General features: G+C 69.0%; 16 protein-coding genes. 6 read left to right on the forward strand and 10 right to left on the reverse strand.

From position 1 onward, the window contains the following. Positions 1-3: 3 nt before the first annotated feature. Both VH569_RS19485 and VH569_RS19490 read right to left on the reverse strand, forming a co-directional pair. Positions 4-1,104 (reverse strand): TRAP transporter substrate-binding protein, encoded by a 1,101-nt coding sequence (locus VH569_RS19485; RefSeq protein WP_109050463.1) that lies wholly within the window; start codon positions 1,102-1,104, stop codon positions 4-6. A 187-nt stretch (positions 1,105-1,291) separates the two neighbouring features. Next, on the reverse strand, positions 1,292-2,953 hold the full coding sequence (locus tag VH569_RS19490; protein WP_423317136.1) for an alpha-amylase family glycosyl hydrolase: 1,662 nt from the start codon (positions 2,951-2,953) through the stop codon (positions 1,292-1,294). Positions 2,954-3,195: 242 nt separating this feature from the next. On the opposite strand from VH569_RS19490, the gene VH569_RS19495 reads away from it, so the two are divergent. Continuing rightward, the gene (locus VH569_RS19495; RefSeq protein ID WP_423317137.1) at positions 3,196-4,812 is read left to right on the forward strand and encodes a serine/threonine protein kinase; all 1,617 of its coding nucleotides are present in this window, start codon (positions 3,196-3,198) and stop codon (positions 4,810-4,812) included. A 48-nt stretch (positions 4,813-4,860) separates the two neighbouring features. On the opposite strand, the gene VH569_RS19500 is transcribed toward VH569_RS19495, so the two are convergent. After that, positions 4,861-5,676, reverse strand: coding sequence for a PP2C family protein-serine/threonine phosphatase (locus VH569_RS19500; RefSeq protein ID WP_423317139.1), 816 nt, complete (start codon positions 5,674-5,676; stop codon positions 4,861-4,863). A gap of 252 nt (positions 5,677-5,928) precedes the next feature. Here VH569_RS19500 and VH569_RS19505 point away from each other — a divergent pair, with 252 nt between their 5' ends. Further along, positions 5,929-6,333: a flagellar basal body rod protein FlgC gene (locus tag VH569_RS19505; protein WP_423317141.1), complete on the forward strand. Its 405-nt coding sequence runs from the start codon at positions 5,929-5,931 to the stop codon at positions 6,331-6,333. 51 nt (positions 6,334-6,384) lie between these two features. On the opposite strand, the gene VH569_RS19510 is transcribed toward VH569_RS19505, so the two are convergent. Both VH569_RS19510 and VH569_RS19515 read right to left on the reverse strand, forming a co-directional pair. After that, positions 6,385-6,597 (reverse strand): hypothetical protein, encoded by a 213-nt coding sequence (locus VH569_RS19510; protein WP_423317143.1) that lies wholly within the window; start codon positions 6,595-6,597, stop codon positions 6,385-6,387. Between the two features lie 45 nt (positions 6,598-6,642). After that, a complete protein-coding gene (locus tag VH569_RS19515) occupies positions 6,643-7,218 on the reverse strand; it encodes a hypothetical protein (protein WP_423317144.1) in 576 nt (191 codons plus the stop codon). A gap of 211 nt (positions 7,219-7,429) precedes the next feature. On the opposite strand from VH569_RS19515, the gene VH569_RS19520 reads away from it, so the two are divergent. Next, positions 7,430-8,332: a tetratricopeptide repeat protein gene (locus VH569_RS19520; protein ID WP_423317146.1), complete on the forward strand. Its 903-nt coding sequence runs from the start codon at positions 7,430-7,432 to the stop codon at positions 8,330-8,332. A gap of 22 nt (positions 8,333-8,354) precedes the next feature. On the opposite strand, the gene VH569_RS19525 is transcribed toward VH569_RS19520, so the two are convergent. After that, positions 8,355-9,620, reverse strand: coding sequence for a tetratricopeptide repeat protein (locus tag VH569_RS19525; RefSeq protein WP_423317147.1), 1,266 nt, complete (start codon positions 9,618-9,620; stop codon positions 8,355-8,357). A gap of 146 nt (positions 9,621-9,766) precedes the next feature. Here VH569_RS19525 and VH569_RS19530 point away from each other — a divergent pair, with 146 nt between their 5' ends. The 3 genes from VH569_RS19530 (at position 9,767) to VH569_RS19540 (ending at position 14,411) form a co-directional block, all read left to right on the forward strand. Then, entirely contained in the window at positions 9,767-13,318 is a 3,552-nt protein-coding gene (locus VH569_RS19530; protein WP_423317149.1) for a tetratricopeptide repeat protein, read from the forward strand. Next, positions 13,315-13,998, forward strand: coding sequence for a tetratricopeptide repeat protein (locus VH569_RS19535; RefSeq protein WP_423317151.1), 684 nt, complete (start codon positions 13,315-13,317; stop codon positions 13,996-13,998). The genes VH569_RS19530 and VH569_RS19535 overlap by 4 nt, the downstream gene beginning before the upstream one ends. Before the next feature lie 233 nt (positions 13,999-14,231). Continuing rightward, the gene (locus VH569_RS19540) at positions 14,232-14,411 is read left to right on the forward strand and encodes a YdcH family protein (RefSeq protein WP_376959929.1); all 180 of its coding nucleotides are present in this window, start codon (positions 14,232-14,234) and stop codon (positions 14,409-14,411) included. A gap of 75 nt (positions 14,412-14,486) precedes the next feature. Here the strand turns inward: VH569_RS19540 and VH569_RS19545 are convergent, their stop codons facing one another. From VH569_RS19545 to VH569_RS19560, 4 genes are all read right to left on the reverse strand, one after another. Continuing rightward, positions 14,487-20,540 (reverse strand): tetratricopeptide repeat protein, encoded by a 6,054-nt coding sequence (locus tag VH569_RS19545; RefSeq protein ID WP_423317153.1) that lies wholly within the window; start codon positions 20,538-20,540, stop codon positions 14,487-14,489. Continuing rightward, the gene (locus VH569_RS19550; RefSeq protein ID WP_423317155.1) at positions 20,537-20,983 is read right to left on the reverse strand and encodes a flagellar biosynthesis repressor FlbT; all 447 of its coding nucleotides are present in this window, start codon (positions 20,981-20,983) and stop codon (positions 20,537-20,539) included. Before VH569_RS19550 ends, VH569_RS19545 begins: the two co-directional genes overlap by 4 nt. 142 nt (positions 20,984-21,125) lie before the next feature. Further along, positions 21,126-22,988, reverse strand: a complete 1,863-nt coding sequence (locus tag VH569_RS19555) for a flagellin (protein ID WP_423317157.1) — start codon at positions 22,986-22,988, stop codon at positions 21,126-21,128. 200 nt (positions 22,989-23,188) lie between these two features. Beyond that, the gene (locus tag VH569_RS19560) at positions 23,189-24,247 is read right to left on the reverse strand and encodes a 3-oxoacyl-ACP synthase III family protein (RefSeq protein ID WP_423317158.1); all 1,059 of its coding nucleotides are present in this window, start codon (positions 24,245-24,247) and stop codon (positions 23,189-23,191) included. Positions 24,248-24,280: the final 33 nt, after the last annotated feature.

The raw sequence follows: 24,280 nt of genomic DNA on the forward strand, positions 1-24,280 counted from the left end.
CGATCACTTGGAACGGCCGGCCGACTGGGTGAAGTTGTCGTAGGGCAGTTCGGCCACGCGGAACCACAGCTGCACCTCCTCCAGGAAGGGCTTCCAGCTGTCGTAGACGGCCTTGAAGTCCGGGTTGGTCTTCGCGATGTCGTCGTACAGCTCGAAGGCGATCTTGTGGGCGGCTTCCATCAGGTCGCGCGGATAGGGGCGCAGCAGAGCGCCCTTGGCGACCAGACGCTTCAGCGCCTTGGCGTTCTCGGCGTCGTAGCGGGCGGTCATCGCGCCGTTCGCCTCGGCGCAGGCCGCGGTCATGATCGCCTGATAGGACTTGGGCAGCGCCTCCCATTCCTTCTGGTTGATGTAGAGCGAGACCTGCGGCCCGCCTTCCCACCAGCCCGGATAATAGTAGTATTTGGCGACCTGGACGAAGCCCAGCTTCTCGTCGTCATAGGGGCCGACGAACTCGACCGCGTCGATGGTGCCCTTTTCCAGCGCTGGATAGATGTCGCTGCCGGCGATCTGGGTCGGGGCGGCACCCAGCTTGGCCATGATCTGGCCGGTGATGCCGGCGATGCGGATCTTCAGGCCGTTGAAGTCGGCCAGCGACTTGATTTCCTTGCGGTACCAGCCGCCCATCTGGGCGCCGGTGTTGCCGGCCGGGAACTGGACGATGCCGTGCTTGGCGAAGAAAGTGCGCATCACCTCCTGGCCGCCGCCATACTGGAACCAGGCGTTCTGCTGGCGGGCGTTCGGGCCGAACGGGATCGCGGTGTCGAAGGCGAAGGTCGGATCCTTGCCGACATAATAGTAGCCGCAGGTGTGGCCGCACTGGACGGTGCCGTTCTGCACGGCGTCCAGCACCTGAAGGCCGGGGACGATCTCACCGGCGGCATGCACGCGGATCTGGAACTTGCCGTCGGTCGCCTCGGACACGCGCTTGGCGATCAGTTCGGACGTGCCGACGAGGATGTCGGTGCTCTTCGGGAAGCTCGACGCCAGACGCCACTGGATGGCCGGCTGGCTCTGCGCGATGGCCGGGGCCGCGAGGGTCGAGGCGGCAACGGTCGAAACGGCACCGACGCCAGCCTTGGTGAGAAACGCTCTTCTTTCCACTCCCGCTACTCCGCAAGATTATTGCTATTGCCGACAATTTCCACGACCCGCGATGAATCAGGGAATTTCAGCGACTTAGGCGAGAGTGTAACAAAGCATCCGATGCGGCGCCCTGCATCGCATAAATGTGCATGCCTGCCTTTCGAGGGTGTGGCCGGCACCCTCGAAGAGCTTATGCGGGGACGGGTCAGGCGGGGGTGCGCAGGCGTCCCAGGAAGACCGACAGCGGCGGCATCACCAGCGTCCGCCCGTCGGCGGTCAGCTCCGGCGGCAGGGCGCCCGGCGCGCGGGGAATGGGCAGGGCTTCCGGTTCGCCACGGCCACGCAGAGCGAATTCCGCCGGCCGGTCGGCCATGTTGAAGACGGCGAGCAGACGGTCGTCTGCCGTACAGCGCTCGAAGGACAACAGGTCGCCATGTTCCTCCACCACGGTGACGCCGCCGCTGCGCAGCGCCTCCAGGTCGCGACGGAGCGAGAGGGCGGCACGCCACACCGCCAGCGGGCTGCCCGCGGTCCGTTCCTGCCGGTCGACGGCGAAGTCGCGATGGGCGTCGGGCACCGGCAGCCAGGGGTCGGCGACGGTGAAGCCGGCATGGGGCTCGCCGGCCCGCCAGGGCATCGGCGTGCGGCTACCGTCGCGGCCTTGGAAGTCGGGCCAGTAGGTGATGCCGAACGGGTCGCGCAGCTGGTGCTGCTCCAAAACCGCGTTGGGCAGGGCCAGTTCCTCCCCCTGATAGAGGCAGACGGTGCCGGGCAGCGACGCGGCCAGCATCGCCAGCAGGGCGTTGAAGGCCTGTGGATCGGCACCGGCGGGCAGCCAGCGGCTGGCGGCCCGCTCCACATCGTGGTTGGACAGGCTCCAGCAGATCGACTCCGGCCGTCCGGCGGCGCTCAAGGCCTGGGCGAACCCCTTGGCGCTGAAGGGCTGCTTGGCCAGCGACAGGGTGTAGGCGGCGTGCAGTCCCTGCGGTGTGCAGTAGGCGGCGATGCGCTGGCCGGCGCCGGGCTGGCTGGACAGCTCGCCCAGAAGGACGCGGCCGGGATAGCGCTCCACCGTCTCGCGCAGGCGGGACAGGATGCTGCCGATGGCCGGGTGCATCATGTCGTAGATGTGCTGCTGCAAGGCGAAAGGCTTCAGCGGCGGTTCGGACCCGCGCCAGACGGCGGCGGGGTTGGAACGCAGCTGCGGGTCATGGGCGAAGAAGTCGACGGCGTCGATGCGGAAGCCGTCGACCCCGCGCTCCATCCAGAATTCCGCCGTCTCGCACAGCGCATCCATCGCCGCGGGGTGGTGCAGGTTCAGCGCCGGCTGGCTGGACAGGAAATGATGCAGGTAATATTGCCGCCGCCGCGGCTCCCAGCTCCAGGCGGCGCCGCCGAACACCGACAGCCAGTTGTTCGGCGCGGTGCCGTCGGGCTTGGCGTCGGCCCAGACATACCAGTCCGACTTGTCGTTGTCGCGCGACCGGCGGCTCTCGACGAACCAGGGATGGGCGTTGGAGGTGTGGCCGCAGACCAGATCGACCAGCACCTTCAGCCCCAGCCCATGGGCGCGTTCGATCAGCCGGTCGAAGACGGCGAGATTGCCCATGCGCGGATCCACCGCCCGGTGGTCGGCGACGTCATAGCCGAAGTCGGTGCGCGGCGACGGGTAGAAGGGACTGATCCACACTCCGTCGACCCCCAGCGAGGCCACATGGTCCAGCCCCTCGATCACGCCGTCGAGGTCGCCCCAGCCATCGCCGCCATGGTCGCGGAAGCTGAGCGGATAGATCTGGTAGAGCGCCGCCCCGTTCAGCCAGGACAGGTTCGGGCCGGACGATTGGGAAAGGGAGAGAGTGTGGGGCAAGGCAGCAGGCTCCGCGCCGGGTGGTGCACATGCGGGTCGCAGAGCTGCGGCTCGCGGTACCAGCTTCCTGCCTCATGGCTAACGAAAGGTTACCGGCCGTTCGTCGTCACACGACCAGGACGTTCGACGGGGCCGGCCATCGGGACAGAAACTTACGGGTGGGTACCCTGGGACTTGGCCGTTGCAAGGCCCTGCGGCTATACCAGCGACGCGGTTATGGCGGCTCTGGCCAGGGAGCGGGAATGCGGCGGGACGGGACGGTGGTTGAGAGCGAGAAGCGGCTGGGCCGTTACCGGCTGCTCGACCTGATCCGGCAGGACGGCGACGCCCGGCTGCACCGCGCCCTGGATGCCAATGGACAGACGGTGGCGCTCTGGACCGTGCCGCTGGTCCGCCTGTGCGCCGATGCCGCCGGGCTGGAGCGGTTCCGGCGGATGGCGGGCGCAGCGGCCCGGCTGTCCCACCCGGCCATTCCGGCAATCCTGGCCTCCGGCGAGCTTGCCGGCACCGCCTTCGTCGCCACCGCACCGGCCGATGGGCCGACGCTCGCCACGCGGCTGGCCGACGGACCGCTGGAGTGGGAGGACACCGTCGCGACGCTGGGCCGCGTGCTGGACGCGCTCGCCGCAGCCCATCGGGCCGGCGTGATCCATGGCGCGCTCGGTGCCGACACCGTGCTGCGCGCCGGAGCGGCGGCGGTGGTCGCCGGGTTCGGCCGTACGGCCTTGACCGCGGCAGCGGTGGACCGGCGTGACGATCTGGCCGCCGCCGTGGGACTGACCGAACGGCTTCTGGCCGGGCATGGCCAGCGGCCGGGGGTGTCGGCCCTGCTGGCGACATTGCGCGACGATGGAGCTGCGGCGTTTCCGGACGCCGGTGCACTGCTTCGGGCCGTCAGCGCGTTGAACGAGGCGTCCGTTGCATCGGCCGGCCTGGCACCGGCGCGTACCGGACGCTGGCCGTTGCTGCTCGGCGGCGTTGCCGTGCTGGGCGGCCTGTCTGCGACAGCGGTCCTGAACCGGCCTGCCCCGCTTCTGCCGCCACCCACCGCGATGGTCGAAGACGCGTTACCCGACTTCGAACCGGCATCCGAGCCGCCTGCATCCTCCTCTGCATCGCCCCCTGCACCGGCGCCGCCCCTGCCGCCGGCCCCTCCCCCGGCAGTCCCCCGGCAGCCGCCGGTTGCGGCAGTGGCTGCGGCGCTACGCGCCATTCCCTGCGCGCTGGTCGGCGTGGAAACCACCGGGGGGAGGCTGCTGGTTTCGGGGACGGTCGCCGGGGAGCGGGCGGAGACGGCGGTGCGCGAAACGGTCGAGACCCTCGCCGCCGGCTGGGACCATGGCTTCGACCTCGCGACCGCGGATGCGCGGTTCTGTGCGCCCCTGGGCAGTGTCGCCACGGCGCTGGACGCCAACCGCGGCCTGGCCGAGCCGTTGGCGGTGAGCATGCTGGAGGGGCCGGCGCTGAATGCCGGCGATCCGCTGATGCTGGAGATCCGGGCGCCGGCCCGTCCGGTCCGGTTGCAGGTCGATTATTTCACCATCGACGGCAGCGTCGTGCATCTGCTCCCCAACCCGTCGGACAGCGCCATCGCGCTTGCCGCAGGCGCATCGCGCCGGCTGGGCGAGAGGGGGGAAGACGGAAAGCCGGGGACCGGGCGGTCCTGGACCATCGGCCCGCCCTATGGAACCGAAATGCTGCTGACCATCGCCACGGCGGAGCCTCTCTTCGCCACCCCGCGGCCGGAGCAGGAGCCGGCAGCCGACTATCTGGCCGCATTGGCCGATGCGCTGGCCGCGCTGCCGGACGATGCCCCAGTGGCGCTGGCGGATGCACGCTTCATCGCCACCGGGCCGTGAGCGGCAGGGTGACCGGCAAGGCTCGATGGATGGATCCTGCCGGGACGGTCAGGCGGTCGCGGCGAAGCGTCCGACCACCACCGTCACGTTGTCCATTCCGCCGGCCGCATTGGCGGCATCCACCAGCGCGGCGGCGGCAAGGGCGGGGTCGGATTCCTGACGCAGGATGCGGGCGATGACGCCGTCCGGCAGCATGCCGTTCAGCCCGTCGGAACAGAGCATGACGACATCGTCCGGCATCAGCGACTGCACGCTGACGTCCGGCTCCACATCCTCCGCCGTGCCGAGCGCGCGGACGATGATGTTCCGTTGCGGTGCGGTTCCGCGCCCGCCATTGTCCAGCCATATCTGATAGAGGCTGTGATCGCGGGTCAGGGTGCGCAGCTCCCCGTCGCGCAGGCGATAGACCCGGCTGTCGCCGGCATGGAACACCGCCATGTAGGCGGTTCCGGGAATCCGCCACAGCCCGGCGACGGTGGTGCCCATGCCGCGCCCCGACGAGAATCCGCGGGCCAGATTCAGCTCGTAGATCGTCCGGTTGGCCTGCTGCACCGCAGACCGTGCAACCGACAGCGCATGGCGCACCGCCGGTTCCGTCGCCGCCGGGTCGGTCTGGGTGCGGTCGGCGTCGTCACGCTTCGCCAGAGTGATCGGATTGGACGGCGCATGGCCCAGCAGGATGCCGGAGATCACCTCGACCGCCTTGCGGCTGGCAATGTCGCCGCCGGCATGGCCGCCCATGCCATCGCAGACAACCGCGAATTCCCCGGCAATGCTGACCTGGAAATCGTCCTCGTTGCGGGAACGGGCGCGGCCGACGTCGGTCAGCCCAGCGACGGTCAGGGCAAAGGCAGCGTTCGGCATTCAGGCGGCGGCTCCCGTCTCGCATCTGGGCCGGCTCGATTGGAACCGGTCCCATCAGGGCCGAAAGCACCGGCGGGATACCGGCGGCAAGGGAAAGGAGCGGCGGCCGTTTGCCCGATAATGGCGCAAGCCCCGCGAAAGATACAGCGGCGATTGCATTGGGGGCGTTACAGGCCGTCGATGCTCCGCTGGTGTCGGGCATCCGATGTGTTAAGGTCCCCCGATATGCCGTCGGACAAGGGATGGACCGCCATGGTCGGCAGTATCGGCATCGCGCTCAGCGGTTTGACCGCCCAGACCCGGCGGCTCGACGCCTCGGCCGCCAACGTCGCGAATGTGCGCTCCACCGGGGCCGTTCCGAGCGCCGACGGCGGCGCGGACGGCAAGCGCGCGGCCTACCAGCCCATCGCGGTCGCGCAGAGCGACGCCAATCCCGGCACGCGCACCAGCTTCACGCCGATCACGCCGGCCTATTTGCAGGAATATGCGCCCGATGACAGTGCGGCGAACGGCGACGGCATGGTCGCAGCGCCGAACGTCGATCTGGCGACCGAGCGTATCAACCAGATGGCGGCCAGCCGGGCCTATGGCGCCAATGTCGCCGTGGTCCGGACCCAGGACGAGATGTTGACGTCCCTGCTCGATTCCAAAGTCTGACCGACGGGAAGTTCGGCTGTCGGGATGTGCCGGGACCTGCCCGGCACCGGGTCAGACGGTGATGTTCAGATTCTGTCCGCGCGTCGGCGTGACGTTGCCGCCGCCGGAGCCGCCACTGGAGCCACTGCCCGACTGCATCAGGGTTTCCACCGTCGCCTGCTGCTGTTCGGCATTCTGGTTCAACGCCTTGACGCCGAAAGCCATTTGCCCCTGAGCCTGCATCAGGGACATCGCCGCACCGGCGGTCGATGACGTGACATCCATGCCCATCCTGCCCCCTGCAAACCGCGCCCTTGGAACAGGGCGTCCTCAGATCACGACATTGACCCGACCGGCAGATGTGCCGGTGGGCGTGGTCACGACCGAAGCGGAGTGTGCCACAAATGCCGCGGCGGCGGAAGCGGTCGACGTGACCGGAGCCGCGGTCCGGGGGGTGGAAGCGGTGGCGGTGCCGGCCGTTGCAGTCCCATCGGTCCCGCCGCGCACATAGGCCGCAGAGCGGCCGCCCGCCTGCCCTCCCGCCTGGCCGCTTTCGCCGACCGTCAGCTTCAGCAGGGAAGCACGTTCCGCGTCCTTTTCCTTCTGCTGGGCTTCCTTGTACTGCTTCAGGGCGGCTTCGGTCGGAATCTGCGAGACGGTCTTCCCGTTGGCCGGGTCGCGGTACAGCATCACCAGCCGCGAGGCGTCGGTGTCATAGCTGAAGGCGACGGTCGGGAAGCGGTTGACCAGCGGCTCGGTTGTACCGGCCGTATCGGCTTCCGCCTGCGGGACGGTGCTGGAGGTCGGAGTCCGGGTACCGGCCCCTGGGTCAACGGCATCGCTGCCGCGGGGCGTCATGAAGGCGAACGGCCGCGAGACCGTCGATGTGGCCACGGCCACGTTCATGACCAGATTGTCCGGATAGGTGAATGTTGAACATTAAATTACCTTAACCCTGGCCGCGCGTAAAGGGTTTCTTTACACTTATTTGGAATGGGGATTCTAACCCATATGGAGAAAGGGGATTTCCGATGCGCAAAATATTTATGTCGAAAACTAAGAGACTCCCGTCCACATGCTTGCGGTGACGGCCCCGGTCGTCCTAAAGCGTTGAGCCATGGCCACCATCCTCGAAGCCTTGACGCTGGCGCTCGACCTGCATCTTGCCGGCCGTTTCGGTGAGGCGCAGGAACTCTACACCCGCATCCTCGATGTCGAGCCTGAGCAGCCGGACGCCCTGCATTACCTGGGCGTCCTCGCCGGACAGATCGACCGTGGAGAGTTCGGCCTGACGCTGATCGGCAAGGCGCTGGCCCTGCGGCCGGAGGCGGCCGACATTCACGCCAACCGGGCCAATCTGCTGCGTGGGCTCGACCGGCCAAACGAGGCTGAGGACTCCTACCGCCGCGCGCTGGCCCTGCGCCCCGATTTTGCGGAGGCCTGGACCGACCGCGCCTTCGCCCGCCATGACCACGGCGATCCGGCCGCCATCGACGCCACCGCCACGATGCTGGAGCGCGCCCTGGGGATCGAACCGGCACTGGAGCCGGCGCGGGAAAGGCTGGTCGATCTGCTGCATGCGCGCGGCCGGCTGCGGCTGGAATCCGGGCAGGTGACGCCGGCGCTGGCCGACCTGATCCGGGCCGCGGCACTCGACCAGCAGGATGCCGACATCTCCTTCCTTCTGGGCAATGCCCTGTTCGCCGCCGGGCTGCGCGCGGATTCGGTGATCGCCTTCCGCAACGCGCTGGCCCTGGTGCCGGATTTCCTGTCGGCGGCGCTGAATCTCGGCATCGCGCTGGCCGCGACCAACCATGCCGCCGCGGCGCTGGCCCCGCTCCGCCATGCCGTCCGCATCGACCCGGCCCATCCGGCGCCCCGCGACACACTGGCCCTCGCGCTGCGTTCGCTCGGCCATGCCGAGGAGGCCGACGTGCTGGTCCGGCCCGCGCCGCCCCAGCAGCCGGTCAAGCCGGCCCCCAAGCCCGCTCCGTTCCGCCGTCCGCGCCGTCGGTCCTGAGCGGCGTTTGTAAACCGACGCTCTAAACCGCAGGGCGCTGGGCCAGCACCACCAGCCCCATCACCGGTTCGCCGCTCTCGAAGCGCAGCCGGTCGTGGTCGCATCGCCGCAGCACAAGCCCGGCATTCGCCACCGCGGTGCGGACGTAGGCTTCGGCATGGGCATAGCGGCCGTGGGTGGCGACGCGGTGGGGCCGTTCGTCGGCCGGGTCCAGTTCCTCCACCGTGAAGGCCAGCCGGCCGCCGGGGCGCAGCGCGGCGCGGGCGGCGGCCAGAGCGTCGTCGAGGACGCCGAAATAGCAGAACACGTCGGCCGCCATGACCAGATCGAAGGTCAGCCGATGCGCCGCCAGGAAGCCGACCAGCTCCGTGGCATGCAGCCCGTCATACAGGCCGCGGGCACGGGCGCGCTTCAGCATGCCGTCCGACAGATCGACGCCGACCAGCCGGCGGGCGTAGGGCCGGAGCGCTTCGGCACACAGCCCGGTGCCGCAGCCGGCATCCAGCACGTCGAGGTCGCCGGCCGGGACATCATCGGACAGCAGGCCGGCGAGAAGGGCCGGCGCACGGTAATCCAGTTCGGCCAGCTTGCGGTCGAACTCATCGGCGAACAGGTCGAAGGTCTGGCGCACATAGTCGTCGGGCGCGCGCGGGTCGGCCTCCTCGCCGGCGATGGCGGCACCGATGTGGCGGGCCAGCGGGTTGTCCGGGTGGTCGCGCCGCCACAACCGGGCCAGCGCCGCCGCGTCCTCCTCCCCGCCCTGTTCGTGCAGCAGATATAGCACGGCGCCGAGATTGTCATGGGCATCGGCCCAGTCCGGCCGAAGGGCCAAAGCCCGCCGGTAATCCACCGCCGCCCCGCCGAAGCGGCCGAGGTCGCGCAGCAGGTTGCCGCAGTTGTTCCAGGCCTCGGCATGGTCGGGACGAAGGGCGAGCGCCTGACGGAAGGCGGCTTCCGCCTCATCCTGCCGCTCCGCCTGACGCAGGACGGAGCCGAGATTGTAGTGCGCCATCCCCTCATGCAGGCCATGGAAGACGGCGGCCCGGTAGGCGGCGGCGGCCTCGTCCAGACGGCCAAGCGCGCGCAGGGCGTTGCCGTGGTTGTTGTGGGTGCCCGCGAGTGTCGGGTCGGCGGCCAGCGCCTGGGCATAGAGCGGATCCGCCCCCGCCACGTCGCCGGCCGCGGCCAGCGCATCCGCCTGCCGGCTGAGCTTCACCGCGGGTGGTACGGCGATTCCCGCCATCCCCCTGCGCAACCCGCCCCGCAAGGACGAGCGTGACCCTGCCATCGCGTGTTCTCCCCTCTCCCGCCGGCCTTTTCTGCCGGCCTCTCCCGCAGGTCGATTCCCCGCCGATATCAATGGCATCTTTACCGTGATCCACCGATGATGGCACTCCCTTTGAGGGTGCGGGCAGTCAGGGACGGGGCCGGAACGTGGCGAAGCACACCAACATGCTGGCGCAGGCAGTGGCACACCATCAGGCCGGGCGTGCCGCCGAGGCGGAGCGCGGCTATCGCGACGTGCTGACCAAAGACCCGCGCAACGCCGACGCGATGCATCTGCTGGGGGTGCTGGCCCTGCAATCGGGCCATGCGGAAGAGGCGGTGACTCTGATCGGCAAGGCCTTGGCGCAGACCAGGGGAGTCGCCGATTACTGGGACAATCTGGGCAGCGCGCTGTCCGCTGCCGGACGGCCGGACGAGGCGGTACAGGCCCACCACAACGCCACCATTCTTGACCCGCAAGGGGCGCAGCGGCGGCACAATCTGGGCAATGCACTGGCAGCCCTTGGCCGTCACGACGAGGCGCAGCGGGCCTTCGCCGCGGCACTGGCGCTGAAGCCGGATTATGCCAAGGCCTGGTACAATCTCGGCAACGGCCATGCCGCGCTGCACCGCTATGGCGGGGCGGTGACGGCGCTGGACCGCGCTGTGCAACTGGCGCCGGGCATGGTGGAGGCGCACAACAATCTCGGCGACGCGCTGGCAATGGCCGGCCGGCTGGACGAGGCCATCGCACAGCACCGGCTGGTGACCCGGCACCGCCCCGACGATGCCACCGCCTTCTACAATCTGGGTGCCGTCCTGCAACAGAAGAGCGCTTTCGAGAGTGCCGAGATCGCCTATCGCCAGGCTTTGAAGCGCAACCCGCGCCACAGCGCCGCGCTGAACAATCTGGGCAGCGTCCTGAAGCGGCTGGGTCGTCCCGATCAGGCGGAGCTGTGCCACCGGCAGGCGCTGGACCTGTACCCGGAGTTCGTGGAGGCGCGCTATAATCTCGGCAACGCCTTGCAGGCGCAGGGGCGCTACGAGGAAGCGGCGGCCTGCTTCGAGGAGGCGCTGGCCCAGCAGCCCGACCTCGCCACCGCCACCTACAACCTGTCTCTGCTGGCGCTTCTTCACGGCGACATCGCGCGCGGCTGGGCCGGGTATGAGCGGCGCTTCGCCGCCGGGGAGGCGGTGCCGAACCGGCGCTTCCCGATTCCGCGCTGGGGTGGAGAGGTGCTGCGCGGCAAGAGGTTGCTGATCTGGCGCGAGCAGGGCGTGGGCGACGAGATGATGTTCGCCTCCTGCTATCCGGACGTCGTCGCCTGGGCGGGCGGACCGGTCACCATCGAATGCGATCCGCGTCTGGTGCCGCTGTTCCGCCGCTCCTTTCCGAAAGCCACGGTGCGGGCCGAAAGCTGCACCGGTGACGCTTTCGGCGAGCCCTTGCGGGAAACCATCGATCCGCCCGACTGCGACCTCCAGGTTGCGGCGGGCGACCTGCCGGAACTGCTGCGCGGCAGCCTGTCCGCCTTCGAACCGCAAGGCCCCTGGCTGGTAGCGGACCCGGCGCTGGTGGAGCGGTGGCGGGAGCGGCTGGCGGGGCTGGGGCCGGGCCTGCGGGTCGGCATCGGCTGGCGCAGCCAGCTGATGACCGTCGACCGCAAGGCCGCCTATGTGATGCTGGAGCATTGGGGGCCGCTGTTCGCCGTGCCCGGCCTGACCTTCGTCAATTTGCAGTATGGCGAGTGCGAAGCGGAGCTTCGGGCGGCGGAGGAGCGCTTCGGCGTGACCATCCACCGCTGGGCCGATCTGAACCTGAAGGACGATTTCGATGGCGCGGCGGCACTGACCGCCAATCTGGATCTGGTGATCTCGCCGGCGATGTCGGCGGGCGAACTGGCCGGTGCGCTGGGGCTTCCGGTCTGGCGCTTCGGCAGCCGCGATTGGACCCAACTGGGCACTGAAGCACGCCCCTGGTTCCCGACCATGCGGCTGTTCCAGCCGAGGCCGGGCGAAGCGCTGGATTCGATCGTCGGAGCCACGGCCCAGGCATTGCGCGCCATAATGCCGGACCCCAAACCCGCTTCCGATGAGAAGGCGGTTCCCGAACCGGAAACGCCCGCCGATTTCGATGCGCTGCTGAACCATGCCGCCGACCTTCACCGCAACGGCCGGCCGGATGAGGCGGAAGCGGCCTACCGTGCCGCCATTGCCGCCGATCCCCGGCGCGAAGCCCTTGGCCATCCCGACGCCCTGCATCTGCTCGGGTTGTTGATGCACCAGACCGGGCGGAACGACGATGCGCTCGCCCTGATCGGCGAGGCGCTGCGCATCGACCCGGCCTTTCCCCAGGCCTGGAACCATCTGGGGCTGGTGCATGAAATGGAAAAGCGCCACGCCGACTCATCCTTCGCCTTCGCCCGCGCGCTGGCCCTGCATCCGGCCTATCCGGAGGCGCTGACCCATCTGGGCCTTGTCCATCAGATCGGCGGCCGGCCGGCCGAGGGCATGCGGCTGCACCGCCGCGCCATCGCCATCCAGCCCGACCATATTCCAGCCCATGCCAATCTCGGCCATGCCTGCGAGCTGACCGGTCAGACGTCGGAGGCGACCGGCCATTACCGCCGCGCGCTGGCCCTGCAACCGGAGTCGGCCGAGGCCAACAACAACCTTGCCACCATGGCGACGCTGGCCAACCGGTTGGACGAGGCGAAGAGCCATCTGCGCCGCGCGCTGCGGGTCGATCCCGGCTTTGCGCTGGCGGCCTGGAATCTCGGGCTGATGGATCTCGCCGACGGGCGCATCGCGGAAGGCTGGGCCGGCTATTCGCGCCGCTTCTCCGCCCGGCAGCTGCAACGGGCCCGCCGCATCGACCGGCCGGTCTGGACGGGCGAGGCGCTGCGGGGGCGGCGACTGCTGGTCTGGTCGGAACAGGGCGTCGGCGACGAGATCCTGTTCGCCTCCTGCTTCGACGCCTTGAACGGGTTGGACGGGCCGGTCACCGTCGAGTGCGACCGGCGGCTGGTCAGCCTGTTCGCCCGCTCCTTCCCCGGGGTGGCGGTACGGGCTGAGACGGCGGACCCCGCCGGGCGGGAAACGATCGATCCGCCGGATTGCGAGTTGCAGATGCCGGCGGGGAACCTGCCCGCCCTGGTCCGCGACAGGGTGGCGCGTTATCCGGACCGTCCAGCCTATCTGCGTCCCGATCCCGGCCTCGTCGTCCAATGGCGCGACCGCCTCGCCGCCCTGCCCGGCCTGAAGGTGGGGCTGGCATGGCGCAGCCAGATCGTCACCGCGCAGCGTGCCGCCGCCTATACCGGCCTTGCCGACTGGGTGGCATTGCTCGACATGCCCGGCGTCAGCGTGGTGATGCTGCAATATGGCGACTGCACCGCCGAACTGGCGCGGGTGGAAACGGCAACGCGCCGGCTGCACCGGTGGGACGACCTGAATCTGAAGGATGATTTCGAAGGTGTGTCCGCCCTGATCGCCAACCTGGATCTGGTGATCTCGCCGGCCACCGCGGTCGGCGAACTGGCGGGTGCGCTGGGCACACCGGTCTGGCGGCTCGGTACCCGCGACTGGACGCAGATTGGCACCGGCGTCCGGCCCTGGTTCCCGCCCATGCGCCTGATCCAGCCGCAGGAAGGCCAGGGGTTGGCCGACGCGGCCCGGCGGGCGGTTCATGCGCTGGCGGCGCTGGCTCCCACCGGATGAGCGACAGCCATAGCCTGCTTGCCAAGGCGTTCGACCGTCACCAGTCCGGCGGCTTCGACGAGGCGGAGCGTCTTTACCGCCGCATCCTCGCCGGTGAGCCGGCGGAGGCCGAAGCCCTGCACCGCTATGGCCTGCTGGTCGCGCAGCTTGGCCGGCTCGAGGAGGCCGACGGGCTGCTCGCCCGCGCACTGACCCTGGACTCGAGAGCGTCCGAGGTGGCGGTCAACCACGCAAAGATCCTGCGCGCCCTGCACCGGCCGGAGGATGCCGCCCGCCGGTTCCACCATGCCCTGATGTTGTCGCCCGCCCTGCTGACGGCGCTGGAGGGGCTTGGCCATGCCGAACGCGAAGCCGGCCATACCGCGGTGGCGGCGGAAGCCTATGGCCGGGCGGCCCGGCTCGGCACCGGTGCGGCGGTGCTGCATCGATGGGGCATCGCGCTGGACAGCCTCGGTCGGCCCGAGGCGGCGGCAGAGGCGTTGCGATGCTCCGCCCGCCTCGATTTCACGGTTCCCTCCGTCGCCGTCAGGCTCGCCGCGATCCTGGAGCGGCTAGGATGCCAGGGCGAGGCTGCCGGCTGGTATCGCCGCGCGCTGGTGCTTCAGCCCGGCCGTAACGAGCTGCGCCGAGCGCTTTCCGACATCGCCAAACCGGTCGTTGGCCAGCCACCACTGGCATAACCCTTTGGTCCAAAGGGTCTGTTCGCCTCCGGATGGTGGTGCGCGAAGTGATTTCAAGACCCCACCCCTGCGACCCACTGTCATACGTCTGAACGGTTGAGGCATCTTTTCGCATGGTTTGACCGCATAAAACGCAAGATTAAGGTTGTTCGGCGGTTCGGATGGGTGAACACTGTTGTTACCGGACCGTCACATTGAGGCGGGACGCGGACTGATCACATGGAGAGCGACTCATGCACACTGAAGCTCGCCTTTCGTCTCTGCAGGAAAAGCACATGCGCCTGGACCGGGCGATCCTCGACGAGGAGAAGCGCTCATGGCCGGATGAGAGCGCAGTAAAGCGCCTCAAACTCGAGAAGCTGCACGTCAAGGAAGAGATCGATCGCCTGACGCGCCCCGGCCAGATGAATTGACCCCCCCAATCACAGCGACGACCTTTGATCTTCACCCTTGAATAGGGGTTAAAGGCCGGGTTGAGGTGGACCGCCTCAATCCGGCCTTTTGACGTCCGGATTCCGCAAACAGCCGCCGGCCCGGCGGACGCGTTCAAGCTCAGCCGCTACCTTGGGAAGGAGGTCAGCCACCCGTTCGCCGGGACCGGTCCAGAACAGCCGCATCAACGGAAACCAAGGCCGCACACCGGTGCCGAGCGCCGTCCAATCGCCCGTGCGTCCCAGCCGCCAGACCGGCACGCCGAGCGCTCCGGCCAGTTCGCCGGTGGAGGTCGCCGGGGCGATCACCAGATCCAGGGCCGACATCAGCGCCGCCGTGCCGTCAAGATCGTTGCGCAGGTCGAGGTCGGCAAACCCATGCGGCGCCCGGCCGAAACCGGCGCGCGCCGCCGCCAGTTCCGCTCCGCAGTCGCCATATTGCAGATTGACCGGGATCAGGCCGGGCAAGGTCAGCAGCGGCCGCCAATCCTCGATGCGCGTGTAATCGGGCATGCGGTCGGGATCGAGCTGGCTGCTGCGCCAGGCGATGCCGACCCGCAGGCCGTCTCCCAATCCGGACAGACGACGCCGCCAGGTCTCGACCGCCGCCGGATCGGCGCGCAAGGCCGGTCCCACAGCGGCACCCATAGTGGCGAAGTCCGGCAGGGTGCCGCCCAATCGGCGCGACAGCGATCCGATGGGGATATGGGCGTCGATGTCGGACGACGGCTCGCCGGGCGAGGCGGGGGCCGGCCGCACCGTTGCGCGGGGGAAGGAACGGGCGAGCAGCGGTACGAAGCGGGGATCGCACTCGACGACGACATGGCCCCCGTCACGGTCGGCCCAGGCGATCAGCTCCGGCAAACGCTGTGCGAACATCAACTCGTCGCCGATGCCCTGTTCGCGCCAGACCAGAAGTCGCTTCCCCGATAGAGGCCCACCGCCCCACAGAGGGGCACCGGGGCGCCGGAATGCCGCCGCCATGTCGCGCGTGTCGAAGCGCCGGTCATAGCCGTCCCAGCCCCACGCCAGCCGGCCGGCCGTCAGCTCCAGCAACCCGCCATTGAAGGCCGCCGCCGCGTGGCCTGGCTCAACCGCCAGCGCGCGGGCGCACCATGGAGCTGCCGCAGCGGGATCCCCCAGTTCGCGCAGCAGCCGGCCGCGGTTCGCCATTGCGTCGGCCAGGGCGGGGGCGAGCGCCAGGGCACGGCGCCCTGCCCGTTCCGCCGCATCCAGCCGGCCGAGGCGGCGCAGCGCCACCGACAGGTTCATCCACCCGGCCTCCAGACCCGGCGCCCGACGGAGCGCCTGTGCATGCGCCCGCTCCGCCTCGGCCCAGCGGCCCAGCCGGGCGAGGGCGACGCCGAGATTGTCGTGCGCCTCCGCCAGATCCGGGTCGGCCGCAACCGCCTTCCGATGGAGGCCGGCCGCGGCGGCGCTCCGCTCCAGCGCGTCGAGTGCATTGCCGAGGTTGGTCAAGGCCGCCGCGCTGTCGGGCTGGACCGCCAGAGCGGTCCGGAAACTCGCCGCCGCCGGTCCCGCCATCCCGAGCGCCAGACGGACATTCCCCAGGCTTATATGCGCCGTCGCATATTCCGGAGCCTCGGCGACCGCAGCGGCGATGCGCCCCTCCCCTCGCGCCGACGCGCCCGACTGGTGGGCGAGCAGGCCCGAGAGGTGCAGGGCCACCGGGTCGCGTGGGCGGCTTGCCAGCACCCGTTCATAGAGGGGAGTCGCCTCATCATGGGCACCGCTGCGGTGGGCGGCGACCGCAAGTTCCAGAAGCCTGTCCGGGTCGGGGTCCGGATCTGCGGCGTCGGTAGTCCCGGAGTCGCCACCCCCTGCCCCGATCCCTGCCGGACTGGCCGCCCTGCCCCGCGGTGTCGCGCTTGGCGTCGCGCTGGCACGCAACGCATTCGCCATCCGGGCAATCGCAGCCTCAAGTCCTTCGCCCTGACTCGGCTGGAACAGCCGCATGGTCGGGAACCAGGGGCGGGCGCCGGTGGCAAGTTGCGTCCAGTCGCGGCCACCGAAGCGCCAGACCGGAAGCCCCAGCGCACCGGCCAGTTCGCCCGCCGACATCGCCGGCGAGATCACCAGATCGAGGTTGGCGGTCAGTGCCGCCGCGCCATCGAAATCGTCCTTCAGGTTCAGATCCGCCCAGCGGTGGATGGTCACGCCGAAGCGTTCCTCCGCCGCCCGAAGCTCCGCCTCGCACTCGCCATACTGCAAATTGACGAAGGTCAGGCCGGGCACGGCGAACAGCGGTCCCCACTGGTCCAGCATCACATAGGCGGCCTTGCGGTCGGCAGTCATCAGCTGGCTGCGCCAGCCGATGCCGACCCGCAGGCCCAAACCCAGGCCCGGCCCCAGCCCCGCCAGCCGCTCCCGCCACCGCGCCACCAGCGCCGGGTCCGGCACCAGCCAGGACGATCGGGCGGGAAAGCGCTTCAGATCGGCACGGAGCAGGCGCGGCAGGCTGCCGGCGGCGATCTGGAGATCGGCGTCGCGCGGGTCGGCACTCTCCGGCCGGACGTCGGCGCCGGGGAAGGATCGCGCAAAAAGCGGCACCAGCCGGCGGTCGCATTCGATCACCAGCCGACCGGCGCGCCGCATCGCCTCCTCATAGCAGGAGGCGAACAGGATCTCGTCGCCCACCCCCTGCTCCCGCCACACCAGCAGCCGCCGCCCGGCAATGTTCTCGCCGCGCCACGCCCGCATGGTCAGCCGGCGCCGCTGGTCTTGGAATTGCGGCGTGGCGAAGCGCCAGTCATGGTCGGCCCAGCCGGCACGCAAGGCGCCCGTTTCCAGCAACAAAAGGGAGCGGTTGTATCGCGCCTGCGCGTGCTTGGGGTCGGCCTCCAGCGCCGCGTCGAAGGCGGCAAGCGCCTCCTCCTGCCGGCCGTGCCGTTTCAACAGATAGGCAAGGTTGCCGTGCGCATCGGCCAATGAGGGCGCAAGCTCGATGGCGGTCCGGTGGCAGCTCTCCGCTTCCGCAATCAGTCCCATCGCTTCCAGGGCATTGCCGCGGTTGGTCCAGGCGACGGCAAGGCCGGGGTCGCAGCGGGTCGCACGGTCCAGCAATCGCGCCGCCTCGTCGAAGCGGAGCAGCTTGTGGAGGGCGCCGCCCAGATTGCTGAGGACATCGGCCGTTCCCGGCGTCAGGCTGACCGCAATGCGGTGGACCCTCACCGCATCCCCGGGGGTGTCGGCCAGTTCGGCAAGGTGCCCCAGAGCGGGCGCCAGATCGGGGCGCAGGTGCAATGCACGGATGATGGCGGACCGGGCGGCCGCCACCTGCCCGGTGCGGCGGAGCAGCGCCGTCCGGTTTACCCAATGGCCGGCGCTGTCCGGCTGCACGGCGACGCAGGCGCGGGATGCACGGTCGGCGGCTTCGATCTGGCCCAACCCCTGTCGGACTTCGCACAGGGCGGCATGGGCGGAGGCGTTGTGCGGGTCGGCGGCGGAGGCCCGGACCAGCAAGTCCTGCGCCTCCTCCAGCGAACCGCGCCGTTTGGCCAGCACACCGCCCAGATGCAGGGCGACCGAATGGGCGGGCACCCTGTCGAGAAGTTGCCGCACCACGGACTCCGCCAGCGCAAAGTCGCCGGTGCGGTAATGGGCGACGGCTTCCGCCATCTTCCGGTCATCGTCGGGATCCGGTCTGGCGGGCGCAATCGTGGCCGCCTGCTGGGCCTGCTGCCTGCCGGATGCCATGCGCTGCAACTCCTTCGCCATCCGGGCGAGCGCCCCGTCCAGAGCTTCGCCGGTAGTCGGCTGGAACAGACGCATGGTCGGGAACCAGGGGCGGGCTTCAGTGCCCAGTTGGGTCCAGTCGCGGCTGCCGAAGCGCCAGACCGGAAGCCCCAGCGCACCGGCCAGTTCGCCCGCCGACATCGCCGGCGAGATCACCAGATCCAGATTGGCGGTCAGTGCCGCCGCGCCATCGAAATCGTCCTTCAGGTTCAGATCGGCCCAGCGGTGGATGGTCACACCGAAGCGCTCCTCCGCCGCCCGAATCTCCGCTTCGCACTCGCCATACTGCAAATTGACGAAGGTCAGGCCGGGCACGGCGAACAGCGGTCCCCATTGGTCCAGCATCACATAGGCGGGCGTGCGCTCCGACGTCATCATCTGGCTGCGCCAGCCGATGCCGACCCGCAGGCCCGATCCCAGCGCCGCCAGCCGCTCCCGCCACCGCTTCACCAGCGCCGGGTCCGGCACCAGCCAGGGCGCCTGCCCGTCGAAACCGGACAGGCTGGCGCGCAGACGGCCCGGCAGGTCGCCGGCCGGGACATGGGCATCGACGTCCGGAGGCTGGATGGTTTCATCGCCGCGGGCATCGACCGACTCCGCCCTGACCGTCGCCCGGGGGAAGGAGCGTGCGAACAACGGCACCAGCCTGCGGTCGCATTCGATCACCACATGCCCGGCCCGGCCGATCAGCGACGGGTAGCAGGAGGCGAACATGATCTCATCGCCGACCCCCTGCTCCCGCCAGACAAGCAGGCGGCGACCGGCGGAATTTTCCCCCTGCCACAGCGGGGCGGCGATCCGCCGGTTCACATAGCCTTTCGCCCAGAACCGCCGACGGTAGCCGTCCCAGCCACCGGGCAGATCGCCGCGGGAAAGCCGCAGCATGCCGCGGTTGAGATGCGCGGTGTTGAGCGACGGATTGACCGACAGTGCAAGGTCCATCCAGGGTTCGGCCGCGGTATCGTCCTGATGGCATTGCCAGAGCATCATGCCGAGGTTGCCGGCCGCTTCCGCATGCCGGCCGTCGATCTCCAGCGCACGCCGATGCGCGGCCTCCGCCTCGCCGATGCGGCCGAGCCTTTGCAGGACCAGACCGTAACCGGTCAGCGCCGAAGGGCTACCGGCATCGATCGCCAGGGCTCGCCGGTACATCCGTCCCGCCTGGGAAAGGTCGTCACGGTCGAGCAGCAGGCCGCCGAGATTGACAAAGGTCTCCACGCTGCGCGGGTCGGCCACCGCGGCTCTGCGATAAAGGCGTTCGGCATGGTGGAGTTCGCGCCGCAGGATATGGATGCCGGCAAGATTGACCAGGGCCTTGCCATAATCGGGACGGAGCCGCAGGGCTCGCCGATACCAGCGCGCCGGCCTTTCGGAATCGGCTTCCAGGTCGTAGCGGTTTTCCAGCGACGTGCCGTGGTTGTTCACCACCATCGCATCGCCGGGACTGAGTGCCACCGCGCGGCTGAGCACCAGGGTCGCCGGGCCCATCTCTCCCAGTTCGAGCAAGGCCACGCCCAGATTGTTGCACGCCCCCTGCATCGCCGGTTCGCGGTCCAGCGCCAGACGGAACTGCACAACCGCTTCCCTCAGACGCCGCGTGCCCTGAAGGGCGGTGCCGTAGCTGAAGTGCAACTGCGCAATGCCGGGATGGGCCGCGACGGCCGCAGCCAGGACGCCGCAGGCCGCCTCGTGGTCGCCACGGCTGTTCAGCAGGGCGCCCAGTTCCAGCGACAGATCCTTATCGCCCGGCGCGTCCTGCAGCGCGCGGCGCAGACAGGCCTCCGCATCGGGATGGCCCAGGTTACGCAAACAGATCGCCAAGTGCCGCCATGCGGCGGAATGGGAAGGGTCGGCCTGCACCACCGCATAGAAGGCGTTGGCTGCCGGAGAAATCTGGCCCAATTCCCGTTGCAGCACGCCGTAATTGAAACGGGCCGTCAGGTTGTCCGGCCCCATGGTCAGCGCACGGGCGTAGGCCTCCGCCGCCTCATTCCGCCGGCCGAGGCGCTGAAGCACAGTCGCGCGGTTGTTGTAGGCCTCGACATAGCGGTCGTTCTGCCGGATTGCGACCACATAGGCGGAGAGCGCCTCCTCCAGCATGCCGAGATCGGCCAGGACATTGCCGAGGCTGTTGTAGGCCGTGGCGAAGCCGGGCTGCACCGCCAGCGCGGCCCCCAGATTGGCCAGAGCCTCCGCGGTGCGGCCGGTCTGGTGCGCGATGATCGCCGACAGGTGCAGTGCGTCGGCATGCGCCGGATCATCGGTCAGGATCCGGCGGTAAAGCGCCAGCGCCTCGGCAAGGCGGCCGGCGCGATGCAGCGGTAATGCGGCGTCGAGCAACTCGGCGACGGTCACGGCGTCCGATCGGTGGCCGGTGGGTCTTCGTCGTCTCCGGCGGCGCTGTCGGCCATACCGCCATCCAGCGATCCGCCATCCGCCGCCCTGAACAGCTTGCGGCAGAGCTTGAGCGCCCGATAATAATTGCGGCTTTCGACCAGACGCACGATCTCGTCCAGCGTCTTGGAAGCGTCCGGCCGCGCTTCGCGGGTTTCGTCCAATATCGAAGCGAAGCGTTGAAGATTCAGCGTCGAATCTTCCGGGAAGATGTAGACGAGTTGAATGACGAAATAGAGTTTCTTCTCGATGCAGTCGATCTGCTCTTCCTTCAGAACCTCGCGCCCGCGCAGGAAGTTGGCGGTGTTGTAGAGGAAGAACGAACCCGGACGGTCGCCGGCACCGATGACGGCACCGTTGATGATGACCTTCTCGTTGGGACGAAGCACGAACTTGAGTGGCATGAGTAGGGAACCCGGGGCTTGCGGGCCGTTGCCGTCCGGCCTTTGCCGGACCGGTCCGGCCCAAAAAAGAAACGGGCGGCGGCCTGATGCCGCCSCCCGCCGGGCGTGATCCTACCCGAACTCGCCGTCGGAACTCTACGCCTTAGAACAGGCGCAGGATCGACTGCTGCGACTGGTTGGCGAGCGAGAGGGCGATGGTGCCCAGCTGCTGCCGGGTCTGCAGCATCAGCAGGCTGGCGCCTTCCTCGTTCTGGTCGGCCAGCGTCAGCTTGCTGGCGCCTTCCGTCAGCACGTCGCTGAACTCCTTGGTGAAGTTCTCGCGGGTCGTGATGATGTTCAGGTTGGTCGACAGCGACTGCGAGGCCGAACGGATCGTCGCCTTCGCGTTGTCGAGGCCGGACACCGCCTTGTCGATGTCGGCGCGGTCCGACCAGTTGTTCTGCGCTTCGTCGAGCTTCAGACCCTGACCGCTGGTGGTCAGGTTCACCGCGCCGACCGTGATCGAGTTCGTGTTCGTCTCGTTCAGCTGGACGGTGATGTCGTTCTTGGAGTTGGCGTCGGAAATCTGCTTGGTGACGATGTTGGCCGAGCAGTTGGCCGAAGCCGCCTTCTTGATCGTCTTCGCATCGACATCCAGGTGGACGGTGCCGCTGTCGAATGCGAACGCCTGGTCGCCACCCGTCAGCTTGCCGTCACCCTGGTCGTTCATGCCGTCGCGGGTGACCTGGGCGCCATTGGAGTTGGTGACCTGGATTTGCAGGTCGACCTTCTTCTCGATGGTCGAGATGCCGTTGCCCTGGTTGTTGGCCGCTTCCAGCAGGCGGCGGTCGACCGTGAAGGACACGATGGTGCCCGACGCGAAGCTTTCCGAAATCTTCTTGGTCAGCGCGTTGGTGGCGCTGGAGGTCAGGGTGAAGTCGGTAACCGCGCCGGCCGTGGCGTTGCCGGTGAGGGTGATCGTGCCGGTTGCGGTGACGGTTGCGGAGGCGACGTCCTTGCCGACCAGGCGACCGCTACCGGTGAGGGCCGTGCTGATCGAGGCCTTCAACTGGGTGGCCACCTGGGCCGAAGCGTTCTGACCGACGGCGACGTCGCCCTTCGTCGCGGTGTAGCTGAAGGACTGGCCTTCCACCGTGATGGTGAAGATGTCGCCTTCTTCGATCGTCCCGCCGACATTCACCGTCGACACCTGGGCCGAACCGGTCTTGGCGGCCGTCGTCAGAGCGGTCGAGGTCGTCTGGGTGTTGTCGAAGTAGGAGATCGTGCGGCTCTCGGTGCCGTCCGACACGATGAAGTCGCGGGAACGACCGGCGGCGCCGCGCACCTCGATCTGAACGTTGGAGAAGCTGCCCGTCGAGCCGGACATCGTGCCCGACAGCTTCAGGCCGGTCAGGCCGTGCGCGCTCTCCGCGGTGGAGATGTCGGACGTCTTGCCTTCGATCGAGCCGTCGCCCTTGACGCGGATCGAGTAGGTGTCGGCCGACTGCACGTTGGTGACGCGGGCATTGTCGACGCCGGTCATGCTGTTGACGGCGGCGCGGGACGCGCTGGTGCTGTCCATGCTCATGCCGTTGCCGGCAATCAGGTTCTTGCCGCTGTAACCGCTGTCGGCGGCGAGCTTGTCGATCTGGCCACGCAGCGTGTTGAACTGGGAGGCGAGCGACTTGCGGGTGGCGATGGACGCGGCATCGTTGCCGAGCGCCGCGTAGGCGGCGGTGGTCAGGCCCTTGGCCTGGTCGACCATGGAGTCGATCGAGGTCAGGCCCTTGTCGGCGGCCTGGATGGTGCTGATCGACTGGCCCATCGCGTCCTTCAGCGACGTCAGGTCGCCGGCGCGCTGGTTCAGACCCTTGGCCGAGAAGAAGGCGGTCGGGCCGTCGAGGGCGGTGTTGACCTTGTTGCCCGTCGACAGGATGTTCTGTTTCTTGTTGATCTGCTCCTGCGTGCTTTGCAGCTGCAGGAGGTTGGTCCGCATGGAAGAGGACAGGGTAACGTTGCCGGCCATGGTAGCCACTCCTTTGGAGGATCAATGTCCGGAAGCGCACTGCTTTCGAGGCGCTTGAACCGGAAGGGGACTAATTCCCCCGCCAAAGGGGTAGGCAAAAAGCGGGCCAGTTCAAATTTGCCGGGTTTCCTTGGTAATCCGTGCCGGTGGGCAGCAAACGGCCCGGCAAATTTTGCCTATCCATCGGCAAATTCTGCCGGTCAGGCGGCAGGGCTTGCCGGGGCGGCAGATTCTGCCGGGCACTTCCTGCCGGGCAGGACAACCGTTTCGCACACCGCCAGCGGCCCGGCGACGAGCGCCGCGCTGCCCCAGGACCAGCCGACGCCGAAGCCGGACAGCAGAAGCCGGCGGGGACCGGCGGTCAGGCTGTCGGCCAGCGAAGCGGCAACTGCCAGCGGAATGGAGGCGGAACTGGTGTTGCCGACCTCGCGCAGGGCGACGACGGTGCGGTCGGCAGCGACGCCAAGCTTCTGGCCCAGATGGCGGATCATCTGGGCATTGGCCTGATGCAGGACGAGGTGGTCGACCATGTCCGTGGTCCAGCCGGCGCCGTCGAGCGCGGCACGCACGCTTCCCGGCACTTCGCGTAGGGTGAAGGCGAAGACCTGGGTCCCGTCCATGAACAGGCGTGCCGGCCGGTCCGGATGGCGCATCCCCCCACCGTCGGCCGCCAGATAGGGTGCGCCGGCCCCATCGCTGCCCAGGTCGAAGGCGATCGGTTCCGCCCTGTCGTCCAGTTCCAGCGCCACCGCGGCGGCCCCATCGCCGAACAGCGGAGCGACCGCCCGGTCCTCCGGGTCGATCAGCCGCGAGGTGGTGTCGCCGACCAGCAGCAGCGCCCGCCGGCCGGCCGGCTTCAGCATCCCGCCGGCGACCCACAGCCCATAGACGAAGCCGGAGCAGCCATGGGTGATGTCGAGCACCGCCGTGCCCTTGCGCAGCCCGAGCCGCCGGTGCAGCAGAGACGCGGTGCCAGGCAGCGTCTGGTCGTGGGTCTGGGTCACCAGAACCAGCAGGTCGATGCTGTCCGGCTCCCACCCCAACCCGTCGAGCAGGCGGCGGGCGGCGGCCTCGGCAAGGTCGCTGGTGCATTGTCCGGGGGCAACGATCCGCCGCTCCTCGATCCCGGTGGCGGCGGCGACCTTGCGGGCCGCCTCCTCACCGAAACGGCGGGCGAGATCCGCAACCGTCTCGCGCCCGTCCGGCACGCAGCCGACGATGCCGCGCACGCACACCCCGTCGATCCGGCTGGCGACCATCTCCGCCTCCCCCGTTTTCCTGCAGCGTCACAA

Source organism: Azospirillum sp. 11R-A, assembly GCF_049472615.1.
GTDB classification, from domain to species: Bacteria; Pseudomonadota; Alphaproteobacteria; order Azospirillales; family Azospirillaceae; genus Azospirillum; species Azospirillum palustre.

What these genes read in the sequence shown, in the direction of transcription:
- VH569_RS19495 (WP_423317137.1), top strand. Translation starts at nt 3,196, where the DNA reads ATGCGGCGGGACGGGACGGTGGTTGAGAGCGAGAAGCGGCTGGGCCGT.
- VH569_RS19500 (WP_423317139.1), bottom strand. Translation starts at nt 5,676, where the DNA reads ATGCCGAACGCTGCCTTTGCCCTGACCGTCGCTGGGCTGACCGACGTC.
- VH569_RS19505 (WP_423317141.1), top strand. Translation starts at nt 5,929, where the DNA reads ATGGTCGGCAGTATCGGCATCGCGCTCAGCGGTTTGACCGCCCAGACC.
- VH569_RS19510 (WP_423317143.1), bottom strand. Translation starts at nt 6,597, where the DNA reads ATGGATGTCACGTCATCGACCGCCGGTGCGGCGATGTCCCTGATGCAG.
- VH569_RS19515 (WP_423317144.1), bottom strand. Translation starts at nt 7,218, where the DNA reads ATGAACGTGGCCGTGGCCACATCGACGGTCTCGCGGCCGTTCGCCTTC.
- VH569_RS19520 (WP_423317146.1), top strand. Translation starts at nt 7,430, where the DNA reads ATGGCCACCATCCTCGAAGCCTTGACGCTGGCGCTCGACCTGCATCTT.
- VH569_RS19525 (WP_423317147.1), bottom strand. Translation starts at nt 9,620, where the DNA reads ATGGCAGGGTCACGCTCGTCCTTGCGGGGCGGGTTGCGCAGGGGGATG.
- VH569_RS19535 (WP_423317151.1), top strand. Translation starts at nt 13,315, where the DNA reads ATGAGCGACAGCCATAGCCTGCTTGCCAAGGCGTTCGACCGTCACCAG.
- VH569_RS19540 (WP_376959929.1), top strand. Translation starts at nt 14,232, where the DNA reads ATGCACACTGAAGCTCGCCTTTCGTCTCTGCAGGAAAAGCACATGCGC.
- VH569_RS19550 (WP_423317155.1), bottom strand. Translation starts at nt 20,983, where the DNA reads ATGCCACTCAAGTTCGTGCTTCGTCCCAACGAGAAGGTCATCATCAAC.
- VH569_RS19555 (WP_423317157.1), bottom strand. Translation starts at nt 22,988, where the DNA reads ATGGCCGGCAACGTTACCCTGTCCTCTTCCATGCGGACCAACCTCCTG.
- VH569_RS19560 (WP_423317158.1), bottom strand. Translation starts at nt 24,247, where the DNA reads ATGGTCGCCAGCCGGATCGACGGGGTGTGCGTGCGCGGCATCGTCGGC.